Annotated in this window: 13 protein-coding genes; 9 read left to right on the plus strand and 4 right to left on the minus strand. The window is 65.3% G+C overall.

Annotation, left to right across the window (positions count from 1 at the left end; genetic code table 11):
- The first annotated feature begins 198 nt into the window (after positions 1–198).
- The 6 genes from ABQF30_RS02070 (at position 199) to ABQF30_RS02095 (ending at position 5865) form a co-directional block, all read left to right on the plus strand.
- The gene (locus tag ABQF30_RS02070) at positions 199–1005 is read left to right on the plus strand and encodes a cutinase family protein (RefSeq protein WP_448460655.1); all 807 of its coding nucleotides are present in this window, start codon (positions 199–201) and stop codon (positions 1003–1005) included.
- 63 nt (positions 1006–1068) lie between these two features.
- Positions 1069–1905, plus strand: a complete 837-nt coding sequence (locus tag ABQF30_RS02075; protein WP_448460656.1) for an SHOCT domain-containing protein — start codon at positions 1069–1071, stop codon at positions 1903–1905.
- Positions 1906–1974: 69 nt separating this feature from the next.
- Positions 1975–2229: a hypothetical protein gene (locus ABQF30_RS02080; protein ID WP_448460658.1), complete on the plus strand. Its 255-nt coding sequence runs from the start codon at positions 1975–1977 to the stop codon at positions 2227–2229.
- Positions 2226–3674 carry a basic amino acid/polyamine antiporter gene (locus ABQF30_RS02085; protein WP_448460660.1) on the plus strand — a complete coding sequence of 483 codons (1449 nt, stop codon included), beginning with the start codon at positions 2226–2228 and terminating at the stop codon, positions 3672–3674. The genes ABQF30_RS02080 and ABQF30_RS02085 overlap by 4 nt, the downstream gene beginning before the upstream one ends.
- Positions 3675–3703: 29 nt before the next feature.
- Positions 3704–4951, plus strand: coding sequence for an arginine deiminase (locus ABQF30_RS02090; protein ID WP_448460662.1), 1248 nt, complete (start codon positions 3704–3706; stop codon positions 4949–4951).
- A gap of 62 nt (positions 4952–5013) precedes the next feature.
- A complete protein-coding gene (locus tag ABQF30_RS02095; protein WP_448460664.1) occupies positions 5014–5865 on the plus strand; it encodes a mycofactocin-coupled SDR family oxidoreductase in 852 nt (283 codons plus the stop codon).
- Between the two features lie 12 nt (positions 5866–5877).
- On the opposite strand, the gene ABQF30_RS02100 is transcribed toward ABQF30_RS02095, so the two are convergent.
- Genes ABQF30_RS02100 through ddaH form a run of 4 tightly spaced genes read right to left on the minus strand, consistent with a single transcriptional unit; the run spans position 5878 to position 10394 of the window.
- A complete protein-coding gene (locus ABQF30_RS02100; protein ID WP_448460665.1) occupies positions 5878–6759 on the minus strand; it encodes a universal stress protein in 882 nt (293 codons plus the stop codon).
- Entirely contained in the window at positions 6756–8264 is a 1509-nt protein-coding gene (locus ABQF30_RS02105; protein ID WP_448460667.1) for an amino acid permease, read from the minus strand. Before ABQF30_RS02105 ends, ABQF30_RS02100 begins: the two co-directional genes overlap by 4 nt.
- A 28-nt stretch (positions 8265–8292) precedes the next feature.
- Positions 8293–9531, minus strand: coding sequence for an ornithine--oxo-acid transaminase (gene rocD, locus ABQF30_RS02110; RefSeq protein WP_448460669.1), 1239 nt, complete (start codon positions 9529–9531; stop codon positions 8293–8295).
- A complete protein-coding gene (gene ddaH, locus ABQF30_RS02115; RefSeq protein ID WP_448460671.1) occupies positions 9528–10394 on the minus strand; it encodes a dimethylargininase in 867 nt (288 codons plus the stop codon). Before ddaH ends, rocD begins: the two co-directional genes overlap by 4 nt.
- A 113-nt stretch (positions 10395–10507) precedes the next feature.
- On the opposite strand from ddaH, the gene ABQF30_RS02120 reads away from it, so the two are divergent.
- The 3 genes from ABQF30_RS02120 (at position 10508) to ABQF30_RS02130 (ending at position 12886) form a co-directional block, all read left to right on the plus strand.
- A complete protein-coding gene (locus ABQF30_RS02120) occupies positions 10508–10954 on the plus strand; it encodes an Rv2324 family transcriptional regulator (protein WP_448463368.1) in 447 nt (148 codons plus the stop codon).
- Positions 10955–11022: 68 nt separating this feature from the next.
- Positions 11023–12198: an NAD(P)/FAD-dependent oxidoreductase gene (locus tag ABQF30_RS02125; RefSeq protein ID WP_448460672.1), complete on the plus strand. Its 1176-nt coding sequence runs from the start codon at positions 11023–11025 to the stop codon at positions 12196–12198.
- Positions 12199–12319: 121 nt separating this feature from the next.
- Positions 12320–12886, plus strand: coding sequence for a TetR/AcrR family transcriptional regulator (locus ABQF30_RS02130; protein ID WP_448460673.1), 567 nt, complete (start codon positions 12320–12322; stop codon positions 12884–12886).
- The last annotated feature ends 16 nt before the right edge of the window (positions 12887–12902 follow it).

The raw sequence follows: 12902 nt of genomic DNA on the forward strand, positions 1-12902 counted from the left end.
GGCGCCGAGTGTGCGGTTCAATCCGCGCGCGTCGGCGAGCCGCGTATGAAACCGCACATCGACACAATTTTCATCCTCCACCACGGCGCGCAGCCCCCCGGATAGCTGCTCGCCGAACGGCGGTGTAACGCATGTGACCCGTGGGGCGATGAACAGCTCGTACACCACGGGTAGGGGGTTCTGCTGATGTTTCGACGGATGAGTGCGCTGGTCGGCGCCGCCGCAGTCGCTGGTGCGGCACTGATCGGTTTGTCGGCCGGCACGGCATCGGCAAGCCCCGAATGTCCGGACCTGCACTGGATCGGTGTCGCCGGTTCAGGTGAGCGGGACGGAAACCCGACGGCCAACGGCGGGATGGGCCGCGTGGTCTACCAATCCCTGCAGGATCTTTCCCGGCTGGTCGAACAAGATGGCCGCACCATGACGGCGGAAGCGGTCGCCTATCCCGCGACCGCGGTGCCCGTCGACGGCGACCTGCTGGGCTGGGGCGGCTTCATGGGCAGTGTGGACACCGGAGTGGCCGCGCTCGGTAACCAGTACGCGGCGTTCACCCAGCGGTGCCCGAGCAGCAAGGTGGTGCTGGCCGGTTACTCGCAGGGCGCGATGGTGGTGCACCGCAACCTGCACGCGCTGGCGGCTAGCCCGAACCTGGCCGCCGCATTGCTGGTCGCGGACGGCGATCGGTTGCCGACGGACCCCACCCTCAACCTGGGCACCGCGGTGCCCGGCGGCGACGGACTGGGCGTCGCGCAGGATTGGCCGATCCTCGCCCACGCTCCGGCACCACTGCCGGCTTCCGTGGGGAGCCGCACGATCAGCGTGTGCGACCGCGGCGACGCAGTCTGCGACTATGACCCGGAAGCCGAAGAGGTGACGGCATACGCGGTGGCCGTTCACACCGGCTACGCCCGCAGCGGCAGCAGTGGGCTCGCCTGGACGTGGCCGCTGTACCAGCTGCTCACGCAGTCGACGATGGGTGGACAGACGGTGCCCGCAGGGGCCTGACTAACGCCCCAATTGACGCCCTCGACGTTAGGCTGATTCCCGGCCGACCGACGGGAGCAGGCGATGTCGACTTTGTGGCGGTACATCCGCATTCAGGCGTTCGTCCTGTTGTGCGGCATCGTAGGGCCGATCTTCCTGGTCATCTACTTCATGAGCGGTGCCCAACCGATGATGAAGTGGATGTTCTGGGCCGGTCTGCTCATCACTGCGGTCGACGTGTTGATAGCACTGGCGATCACGGCCTACGGCTCGAAATCAGCGGCGAAGAATCAGCAGCTCGAGCAGGACGGCGTGCTGGCCCTGGCCCAGGTCACCGGCATCCACGAGACCGGCACCCGGATCAACGACCAGCCGCTGGTGAAACTGGATCTGCAGATCTCCGGGCCCGGTATCGCGCCGTTCACGAGCCAGGACCGGGTGATCGCGTCCATCACGCGGTTACCGATGATCACCAACCGCAAGCTCGTCGCGATTGTCGATCCGACCACCAATGAGTATCGAATCGACTGGGAGAGAAGCAGTTTGGTGGGCGGGCTGATGCCGGCCACCTTCACCATCGACGAGGACAACACCACCTACGACCTGACCGGCCAGACCGGACCGCTCATGGAGATCCTGCAGATCCTCAAGGCGCACAACATCGGAATGGACCACATGATCGATCTGCGTGCCAATCCCGCGGCGCGCGAACAGGTGCAGTCGATCGTGCGGCGGGCAGCTGCATCGCAGGCCGCACCGGCGCCCGCGCCCCAACCCGCCTCGCCGGCCGCCCCGTTCCTGACTGCCCCGGAGCCCTCGACCGCGCAGCGCCTACAGGAACTCGAGACATTGCGCGCTACCGGCGCTGTCACCGAGGACGAGTACGCCGCGAAACGGCAGCAGATAATCGCCGATCTGTAACCATGCTGCCATGCGGCGGTGGTAACGTCGCCAGTCGTGCGATCGAATACATCGCAGGACGTATGAACGATGGCGGAATCGCCAGCGCCCCAAGCGGTTCGGCCGTCTTCGCTGGCTGATGCCATCATTCCCCTTGTCGCACTCGCGGTTCTGATCGCGAGCTCCGTCGCGCTGTTCGGATTGGGCGGCCTGGACGGTCCCATTCTGGTTGCGCTGGTGCTGTGCTGGCTGGTGGCCGCGCTCATCGCGCCGCCGCTCAGCGTGATTTACGGGGACACCGGGTTCAAAATCGTCAGATTGCAAGGAATCGGGGACGAGACATGACCTCCACTGAAGGACAGACCGAGAAGGCCGAAGGCAAGGTCAGTCTCCTCACGCTGACCGCGATGGTCGTCGGTTCGATGATCGGATCAGGCGTCTTCCTGCTGCCCCGGCGATTCGGTGTGGAGACCGGCGTTCTCGGCGCGCTGATCGCGTGGTCGATCGCCGGCGCCGGAATGTTGATGCTGGCCTTCGTATTTCAGCGCCTGGCCACCCGGAAACCCGATCTGGATGCCGGCATCTACGCCTACGCGCGGGCGGGGTTCGGCGACTACGTGGGCTTCAACTCCGCGTTCGGTTTCTGGGCCTCGGCGTGTGCGGGCAACACGTCGTACTGGGTGTTGATCATGACGACCACCAGCGCGCTGTTTCCAGCGCTGGGCGCCGGGGACACTGTGGCCGCGGTGATCTGCTCGTCCATCGGGGTGTGGCTGTTCTTCTACCTGATCCTGCGGGGAGTCAAGGAGGCGGCGATCATCAACAGGATCGCCACCATTGCCAAGGTGATCCCGATCCTGGTGTTCATCGTCATCGCGATCATCGCCTTCAAGGCGGATGTCTTTGCCGACAACTTCTGGGGCGGTGACGGCAACTACTCGTGGAACTCGCTGTTCGAACAGGCCAAGGGCACGATGTTGATCACGGTGTTCGTCTTCCTGGGCATCGAGGGCGCCAGCGTGTACTCCCGGTTCGCCCGCAAGCGGGAAGATGTCGGCCGGGCGACCGTCATCGGGTTCTTGTCCGTGTTGTCGGTGTTCATGCTGGTGACCTTGGCGTCGTACGGCGTGATGTCGCAGTCGGATTTGGCGAGCGTGGCGCAGCCTTCGATGGCTTCAGTACTGGAGTCCATTGTCGGGGAATGGGGTTCGGTCTTCATCCGGGTGGGCGTGATCCTGTCCGTGCTGGGCGCCTATCTGGCCTGGACCCTGATGGCTGCCGAGATCCTCTACATACCGGCCAAGGCCGAGGACATGCCGAAATTCCTTGCCAAGGAGAACGCCAACGGTGCACCGGTGAACGCGCTCGTCATGGCCGGCGCGTTGGTCCAGGGGTTGCTCATCCTGTTGCTTTTCACCTCCGAGGCACTGGATTTCATGCTCGATCTGACCGCGGCGCTGGCCTTGATCCCGTACCTGTTGGCCGCCGGGTACGCGCTGAAACTCACCATCACCCGGGAGACCTACGAAGATCGGCGGTCACTGGTTCCGGACATGGTGATGTCGGCGCTGGCCACCATCTACACGTTGTTCCTGGTGTACGCCGCGGGCTGGGACCATCTACTGCTGTCCTGCATCCTGTACGCGCCCGGCGCGCTGCTGTATTGGATGGCACGCCGTGAGCGCAACCTCCGACTGTTCACGCCCGCAGAGGCGGTGCTGTTCGGAATCATCGCGCTCGGTGCGGTTCTGGGCATCTTCGGCTTGATATCCGGCTCGATTCAGATCTAGTTCGCCGACGAACCATCGAAAGGACCGAGATGAGTAATCCCTCTGAGCGCTACGGCGTCCATTCCGAGGTCGGCAAGCTGCGCAAGGTTTTGGTGTGCTCGCCGGGTTTGGCGCATGAGCGGTTGACGCCCACCAATTGCGATGACCTGTTGTTTGACGATGTGCTGTGGGTACAGAACGCGCGACGGGACCACTTCGACTTCATGGACAAGATGCGCGACCGCGGGGTCGAGGTGGTCGAGCTGCACAACCTGCTCACCGAGACCATGGACATCCCCGAGGCGAAGGCATGGCTGCTGGACCGCAAGATCGTGCCCAACGAGGTGGGCCTGGGACTCGTCGACGACACCCGCGGATTTCTCGATTCGCTGGTATCGCGCCGGTTGACCGAACTGTTGATCGGCGGCATGTCGATTCGGGACCTGCCCGCCGAAATGCAGTCGGGCTACCGGGCTTTGGCGCGTGAGGCCACCGGGGTCACCGAGTACCTGATGCCGCCGCTGCCCAACACGCTCTACACCCGCGACACCACCTGCTGGATCTACGGCGGGCTGACGCTCAACCCGTTGTTCTGGCCGGCGCGTCACGACGAGACGCTGTTGATGAAGGCGATCTACGAGTTCCATCCGGATTACGTCGGCTCCACGGTGTGGTGGGGGGATCCCGAACAGTCCTGGGGTCTGGCGACCATCGAGGGCGGCGACGTGCTGGTTCCCGGCAACGGCGTCGTGCTGATCGGGATGAGCGAGCGGTCGTCGCGGCAGGCGATCACGCAGGTGGCGGCCAAGCTGTTCGCCGAGAACGCCGTGGAGAAGGTGATCGTGGCGGGGATGCCCAAGCTGCGCTCGGCGATGCATCTGGACACCGTGTTCACCTTCGCCGACCGGGACGTGGTCACGATCTACCCGGACATCGTCGACTCGATACAGACGTTCGTCCTGCATCCCAGCGACACCGACCCGGGCGTGGAGGTCGAGGAGGCCGCCAAGCCGTTCGTGGAGGTCGTCGCCGATTCACTTGGGCTGAGTAGCCTGCGCGTCGTCGAAACGGGCGGCACCAAGTACGACTCCGAGCGCCAGCAGTGGGATAGCGGCAACAACCTCGTCGCGGTCGAGCCCGGAGTGGTGTTCGCCTACGACCGCAACACCCACACCAACTCACTGCTGCGCAAGGCGGGTGTCGAGGTGATCACCATCGTCGGTGCCGAGCTGGGCCGGGGACGTGGTGGTGGGCACTGTATGACCTGCCCGATCATCCGCGATCCGCTCGATTGGTAGGGATCTGGAACACGTTCTACTTTGGCTGTTAGCCTGGGCCGGGGATCGCGAAAGGACCGGTGATGGCGGCAGGTAAGGGAACGCTCGAGGGGCGCGTGGCATTCATAACCGGCGCAGCCCGCGGGCAGGGGCGTGCACACGCGATCCGGCTGGCCAACGAGGGTGCGGACATCATCGCCATCGACGTGTGCGCAGCGGTCGACGAGACCATTACGTACCCGCCGGCGACATCCGAGGAGCTGGCCGAGACGGTTGGCGCGGTCGAGGCGGCGGGTCGCAAGGTGCTCGCCCGCGAGGTCGACGTCCGCGATCTGGCTGCGCAGCAGCAGGTGGTCGCCGACGGCATCGAACAGTTCGGCCGTCTCGACATCGTCGTGGCCAACGCCGGGGTACTCAGCTGGGGCCGGATGTTCGAGATGTCGCCAGAGCAGTGGGACACCGTCATCGACGTCAATCTCAACGGGACGTGGCGCACCATCCGGGCTGCCGTGCCCGCGATGATCGAGGCCGGCAACGGCGGGTCGATCATCGTTGTCAGCTCGTCTGCCGGCCTCAAGGCCACCCCGGGCAACGGGCACTACGCCGCGTCGAAGCACGGCCTGGTCGCCCTGACCAACTCATTGGCACTTGAGGTGGGGCAGTACGGGATCCGGGTGAACTCCATCCACCCGTACTCGATCGACACCCCGATGATCGAGCCGCAGGCGATGGCGGCGGTGTTCGCCGAGAACCCGAGCTATCTGCACAGTTTCGCACCGATGCCGCTGCACCCGGTGGGGCAAGATGCCGAGGGACTGTCGACCTTCATGACGCCCGAAGAGGTTGCCGATGTGGTGGCCTGGCTGGCCGGTGACGGCTCGGCGACACTGTCGGGCAGCCAGATCGCCGTTGACCGCGGCGTCATGAAGTACTGATTTTCTCCGCGACTAGCCGGGCAGCACGAGAACTGGAACCGGGCTGTGCCGCAGGATCTTTGACGCGCGTTCACCGAGGAACACCCGCGCCACCGCGCCCGTTGGCGAAGTACCGATGGCCAGGATCTCGCCGTCGAGCCACTCGACTGCGTCGAGTGCCTCGTCCCAGCCGTCCCCGGTGACGACCTCAAGTTCGATGTCTGCGCCGACGATTCCATCGATCCTCAACTGCTGCAAGGATGTCCGGGCCTGCTCGGCCCATTCCTTGAGGATGGAATCCTCGGCGCGCAGCCCCACGAGCGGCGGATACATGCTGCGTCCGCGGACCGCGAAGGTCACCACCCGCATCGACGCGTCCAACTGCTCGGTGAGCGTGATGATCTGCCGCACCACGCCGACGGATTCGCGGCTGCCTGGGTAGGCGCAGGTGATCCGAGACAGTGCACCGCTTTTGGGCCGCCGGTACCCGCGCGGGCTGATCGCCAGTGGCACCGGGCAGGAATGCAGTAATCGGTCGGCGGTGGACCCGACCACCACTTGGCCCAGTTTCCCGTCCGCGGCCGAGCCCAGCACCAGTGCCTCGGCGCCCAGTGACGTGACCGCCTCGAGTAGACCGTCCGAGACCGAGCGGTGCGCGAACTTGTGGAAGCTGACCTCGAGCTCGTCGTCCAGGGCGGTGATGCACTCGCGGGCCTGATCCGCCGACGACGCCGCGAGTTGCGCTGCGTACTGGGCATATTCGGCGTCGATGCGAGCCGGCGACGGCGTCATCCACGGTCGTGGTACCACCGTCGCGACTGCCAGCGACGTCTTGAGGGTCTTGGCCGCGCCGACCGCGAGGTGCAGCGCCGACGATCCACCCTTGCCTGCCAGGTATCCGACGATGACGGTCACGACGAGGCCTCGGGCGGATGCGTGGTCATCACGTCGTCCTCGCCCGCGGCCGGGCCGGGGATGTAACCGTCGCCCCCGTCATTGAGCGCACTGTGATGGCGGCTCCAGAACAGGTAGAACAGCAGAACCGCACCGACCCACAGACTGAACCACAACCAGGTGACCGGCGGCAGCCCATAGAGCACGAACAGGCAGGCGATCACCGAGAGAATCGGTGTCACCGGGTAGCCCGGAACTTTGAACGAGCGAGGCAGATCCGGTTCGCGGACCCGTAGCAGGATCACCCCGATCGACACCACGATGAACGCGACGAGCGTGCCGATCGACACGAGGTCCCACAGGTAGTCGAGTGGCACGAAGCCGGCCAGGGTGCCGGTGACGACGGCCACGATGATCGTGTTGTTCACCGGGGTCATGCTGCGCGGATTGACCTTGGCGAAAAGCGGTGGCAGCAGGCCGTCGCGCCCCATGGCGAACAGGATGCGGGTTTGGCCGTACATCACCACCAGGGTGACCGAGAAGATCGAAATAACAGCGCCCGCAGCAAGAATGGTGCTTGCCCAGGTCTGGCCACCCAAGATGTTGGTCAGCATCACCGACAATCCGGCTTCGGCCTGTTCCTCGGATCCGAACTCGTCGGCCGACTGGGTGCCCAGCCCGGCGAACGCCACGAGGATGTAGACACTGGTGACGACGATCAACGCTCCGATAATGGCCCGCGGCATGGTCTTCTGCGGATTCTTGACCTCGTCGCCGGCCGTGGAGACGGCGTCAAGTCCGATGAAGGTGAAGAAGATCGTGCTGGCGGCCGCCGTGATTCCGACGAAACCCTTGTCCCAGAACCCGGCGAAGTGATCGGTGGTGAATGCGGTGAACGCGACTGCGACGAACAGGCCCAGTACGGCAAGCTTGAGAATCACCATGATGGTGTTGGCTATGGCGGACTCGCTCGCACCGCGAATCAGCAGCAACGCGCACATGACGATCAGAATCGTGGCGGGCAGGTTCATGATGCCCGGCGATTCGCCCCACGGTGCCGCGGTCAGCGCGTGTGGCAATCGGACACCGAACAGGTTGTCCAGCAGTTGATTGAGGTAACCACCCCAGCCGATCGCGGTCGCCGACATGGAAACGCCGTATTCCAACAGCAGGCATGCGGCCACACCCATCGCTACGAACTCGCCCATCGTGGTGTAGGCGTACGAGTAGGTGGAGCCCGAAACCGGAACGGCAGAAGCCATTTCCGCGTAGCAGATGGCCGACAGCCCGGCTGCGATACCGGCGACGACGAATGACACGAGAACGGCGGGCCCGGCTTCGGGCACCGCTTGCTGCAGCACGATGAAGATGCCCGTGCCGACTGTCGCGCCGACACCGAACAACGTGAGTTGGAAGGTGCCGATACTTCGCTTCAGGTGATCGGACGCGCCGTGGGCAACCGGTGCGCCGAACACCGGCCTGCGTCGCATCATCTGACCGGGCAGGCTCGTGGCTGGGGCTGACATGATGCCTCCTAGGGTGCCGATCCGGCGATTATGCGCGCGCCGCGGCAAGGGCGTCGGCAAATTGCTCAACGGCCCAGTCGATCTCGTCGAGCGTCACGACCAGCGGCGGCGCGAACCGCAACGTCGAACCCTGGGTGTCCTTGACCAGCACTCCGCGTTCGGCCAGCGCCATGCTGAGTTGCTTGCCGGTACCCAGGGCGGGGTCGACGTCGACGCCCGCCCACAGGCCCAGACCCCGCACGGCGAGCACCCCGTGACCGATCAGCGCGTTCAGCCGTGTGTGCAGATGCGCGCCGAGTTCGGTTGAGCGGAGCTGAAATTCGCCACGGCGAAGCATCGCCACCACGGTGTTGCCGATCGCGGCCGCCAAAGGGTTGCCACCGAATGTCGATCCGTGCTCGCCGGGGTGCAGCACGCCGAGCACGTCGCGGTCGGCCACCACCGCCGACAGCGGAATCACGCCGCCGCCGAGCGCCTTGCCGAGCAGATAGACATCGGGAACCACACCCCAGTGCTCACACGCGAAGGTCCGTCCGGTGCGGGCCAGCCCGGACTGGATCTCGTCGGCGATCATCAGCACCATCCGCTGCGTGCAGACCTCGCGGACCCGGGGCAGGAAGTCTGCGGGCGGCACGATGACGCCCGCCTCGCCCTGGATCGGCTCGATCAACACGGCGACCGTGTTCTCGTCGATAGCGTCGGAAACAGCGCCGGCGTCCCCGAACGGCACCGAGCGGAACCCCGGCGTGTACGGGCCGAAGCCGCGGCGCGCCGTCTCATCGTCCGAGAAGCTGATGATCGTGGTGGTCCGGCCATGGAAGTTGTTCTGTGCCACAACGATATTGGCCTGACCGGCCGGGACACCCTTGACGTCGGCGCCCCACTTACGGGCCACCTTGATGCCGCTCTCGACTGCTTCGGCGCCGCTGTTCATCGGCAGCACCATGTCCTTGTCACACAACTCGGCAAGCGCTTGAGCGAACGGGCCCAGCTGGTCCGAGTGGAAGGCCCGGCTCACCAGGGTCAACCGGTCCAGCTGGGCGTGCGCGGCGGCGATGACCTCCGGGTTCCGGTGGCCGAAGTTGACTGCGGAATAGGCAGCCAGGCAATCCAGGTAGCGGCGACCGGTGACATCGGTGATCCAGGCACCGGCCGCGGAGGTGGCCACCACCGGTAGCGGTGAGTAGTTGTGTGCGACATGGCGATCGTCGAGTGCGATTACCGCCGCTGTGGTGGCGTCGTTGTCCACGCTGTCCAGGATGGTCATTGATGCAGTTCCAAGGTGCAGCATTTGACGGATCCGCCGCCTTTGAGGAGTTCGGAGAGGTCGACGCCAATCGGTTCGAATCCGGCTTGGCCCAGCTGTTCGGCGAACGCGGTGGCGGCCGCGGGCAGCACCACGTGCAGACCGTCGGACACCACGTTGAGGCCCAGCACGTAGGCGTCGGCGGTGGCGACTTCGATGGCATCAGCGAACAGTTCGCGCAGGCGGTGGCGGGACGCGTCGCTGAATGCGGGCGGGTAGTAGGCGATCGTGGTGTCATCGAGCACCGCCAGCGCGGTGTCCAGGTGGTAGAAGCGTGGATCGACGAGTTCGAGGCTTTCCACTGGCAGCCCGGTGATTGCCGCAATCTCGTCGTGGGCACGGCGGTCGGTACGAAACCCCCAGCCCGCCAACAAGTTTGACCCAACGAGCAACAGGTCGCCCTGGCCTTCGTTGACGTGCCGGGTATGCGTGGGCTGATATCCTCGCGCAGCCATCCAGTCGGCGTAGGCGTCGGCTTCGGCCGCGCGTTGCGGGTAGGCGAACCGGGCGACCACCGCGGTGCCGCCCACCAGGAATCCGCCGTTGGCCGCGTACACCATGTCGGGCAGGGCGGGGCGCGGCGTGACCAGTTCAACGGTGTGGCCGAGATCGGTGTAGACACCGCGCAGCGTCTGCCACTGACTCAGCGCGCGACCGGTGTCGACAGGCGTGGAGGTATCCATCCACGGATTGATGGCGTAATCGACGGTGAAGTACTCCGGGGCGGTCATGGCGTAGTGGCGGGTGCTCGCTCTGCGGGCAGGAGTCGGCGCGGCGACGGGCGCAGCCATGACCGCCGGCAGGATTTCGTCGGAAATCGTCATTGATCGACGATATGTACATGTGTTCGCGCAATCAATCACCACCCGTTGCGCGCAGGACATCGATATATTGCAGGAACGCACTGACAGCGGCGGTTTATTGCGTGGGAGTTGATGTGGAGCGTCTGGACGAGACCGACGAGCAGATTCTGGCCGAGCTCGCCGAGCACGCCAGGGCCACTTACGCCGAGATCGGATTGCGGGTGAACCTGTCCGCGCCGGCGGTCAAGCGGCGGGTGGACCGCATGCTGGCCGACGGGGTCATCCGCGGCTTCACCACGGTGGTCGATCGCAATGTGCTGGGTTGGCGCACTGAGGCTTATGTGCAGGTGTTCTGTCACGGCACCATCGCCCCCGACCAGCTACGCGCGGCCTGGGTGGATATCCCTGAAGTGATCGGCGCGGCGACCGTCACCGGCACCGCAGACGCCATTCTGCATGTGCTGGCCCGCGATATGCGGCACCTGGAAGAGGCGCTGGAGCGGATACGGTCGTCGGCCGACATCGAGCGCAGCGAGAGCATCGTCGTGCTGTCCAACATCATCGAACGGACGCGACCGTGACACGTCGATCAGCGGCGCAAATGCAGGGTGGCGCACAACGCTCGCGCGTCATCGTGTAAAAAGCCCACGTGACTACATCTGGGGGCATTGTGATCGTCGGCGGCGGCCTGGCCGCGGCCCGGACTGCCGAACAACTGCGGCGTTCGGAATACAGCGGGGCGATCACGATCGTCAGCGACGAAGACCATCTGCCCTACGATCGGCCTCCGTTGTCCAAGGAAGTGTTGCGCGCCGAGACCGACGACGTCACGCTCAAGCCGGCCGAGTTCTATCAGGAGAACGACATCACGCTGCGGCTCGGGTCTGCAGCACAATCGGTCGACACCGCCGCCAAGACGCTGAAGCTGGCCGACGGCACTGAACTTGCCTACGACGAACTCGTCATCGCTACCGGCCTGGTGCCGAAGCGGATTCGTTCCTTCCCAGACCTGCCGGGCATCCGGGTGCTGCGCTCGTACGACGAGAGCGTGGCCCTGCGCGAGGACGCAGGCAATGCCCGGCGCGCTGTCGTGGTCGGCGCCGGATTCATCGGCTGCGAGGTGGCGGCCAGCCTGCGCAAGCTCGGGGTGAACGTGACCCTTGTGGAGCCCCAGCCGACGCCGCTGGCCTCGGTGCTCGGCGAGAAGATCGGCGCCCTGGTGACGCGGCTGCACGAGGCCGAGGGTGTCGACGTGCGCTGCGGTGTGGGGGTTACCGAGGTGCGCGGCACTGACCGCGTCGAACAGGTGGTGCTGGGCGACGGCACCGAACTCGATGCCGATCTGGTGGTCGTGGGCATCGGCTCGCATCCGGCCGTCGACTGGCTGGAAGGCAGCGGTATCGCGCTGGACAACGGCGTGGTGTGCGATGAGGTCGGCCGGGCCGGCACGGCCAACGTGTGGGCGATCGGCGATGTGGCCTCCTGGCGGTCTGCGGTGGGAGACCAAGCGCGCGTTGAGCATTGGAGCAACGTCGCCGATCAGGCGCGGGCCATGGTGCCGGCGCTGCTGGGGCAGGAAGCCTCGGCCGTGGTGTCGGTGCCGTACTTCTGGAGCGATCAGTACGACGTCAAGATCCAGTGCCTCGGTGAGCCTGAAGCCGAGGACATCGTGCATGTGGTCGAGGACGACGGCCGCAAATTCCTGGCCTACTACGAGCGCGACGGTGTCGTGGTCGGCGTGGTCGGGGGCGGCATGCCGGGCAAGGTGATGAAGGCCCGCGGCAAAATCGCCGCCGGGGCTCCCATCGCCGACGTCCTCGGCTGACTTTCCTGCCGCGAGCAGACACAGAATCGCCCTTTTAGACCCTGGAAAGTGCGATTCAGCGTCTGCTCGCCGAAGATCAGTAGCATGGAGAACGATTGTTCTCAGTGTGAGGGGATGTGCCATGCCCGACGAATCGGACAAGCATCGGGTGCTGGCCGCAGCGCAGCAGCTGTTCAATGAGCGCGGTGTGCAAGCCGTCGGGATGGACGCCATTCGGGATGCCGCCGGAATTCCGCTGAAACGGCTCTACCGGTACTACCCCTCGAAAACTCAGCTGGTGACCGCTGTGCTCAAGCAGCGTGACCGCGAAATCCAGCGCGGTATGGCCGAGTTCGTGGACAGCCGGACTGATGATCCGCGCGAGCGGGTCCTGGCGGTCTTCGACTACCTCGCGCAATGGTTCGCCGAACCCGATTTCCGCGGTTGCATGTTCATCAACTCCGTCGGCGAACTCGGCGGTACATCCACTGACGTCAAGCGCATCGCCCGGCACAACAAGCTGGCTTTGCGGGCCTATATTGCCGACCTCGCGGAAGCGGCGGGGTTGACCGGCAAGATCGCCGAACAACTCGCGATGCTCGCCAACGGAGCGATAGTCGCCGCCACCATTTACGACGGCGCCCACGCCGCGGATGTGGCACGCGAAGCGGCTGCCGCCCTCTTGGACACGGCCGAACGCTCCGGATAGCCCTTGCGCAGAGAAC

The organism is Mycolicibacterium sp. XJ870, from assembly GCF_053483975.1.

Coding starts and splice junctions, on each gene's coding strand:
- rocD (WP_448460669.1), bottom strand. CDS start 9,531: ATGACCATCCTGGACAGCGTGGACAACGACGCCACCACAGCGGCGGTA.
- ABQF30_RS02085 (WP_448460660.1), top strand. CDS start 2,226: ATGACCTCCACTGAAGGACAGACCGAGAAGGCCGAAGGCAAGGTCAGT.
- ABQF30_RS02095 (WP_448460664.1), top strand. CDS start 5,014: ATGGCGGCAGGTAAGGGAACGCTCGAGGGGCGCGTGGCATTCATAACC.
- ABQF30_RS02070 (WP_448460655.1), top strand. CDS start 199: ATGAGTGCGCTGGTCGGCGCCGCCGCAGTCGCTGGTGCGGCACTGATC.
- ABQF30_RS02105 (WP_448460667.1), bottom strand. CDS start 8,264: ATGTCAGCCCCAGCCACGAGCCTGCCCGGTCAGATGATGCGACGCAGG.
- ABQF30_RS02080 (WP_448460658.1), top strand. CDS start 1,975: ATGGCGGAATCGCCAGCGCCCCAAGCGGTTCGGCCGTCTTCGCTGGCT.
- ABQF30_RS02130 (WP_448460673.1), top strand. CDS start 12,320: ATGCCCGACGAATCGGACAAGCATCGGGTGCTGGCCGCAGCGCAGCAG.
- ddaH (WP_448460671.1), bottom strand. CDS start 10,394: ATGACGATTTCCGACGAAATCCTGCCGGCGGTCATGGCTGCGCCCGTC.
- ABQF30_RS02090 (WP_448460662.1), top strand. CDS start 3,704: ATGAGTAATCCCTCTGAGCGCTACGGCGTCCATTCCGAGGTCGGCAAG.
- ABQF30_RS02075 (WP_448460656.1), top strand. CDS start 1,069: ATGTCGACTTTGTGGCGGTACATCCGCATTCAGGCGTTCGTCCTGTTG.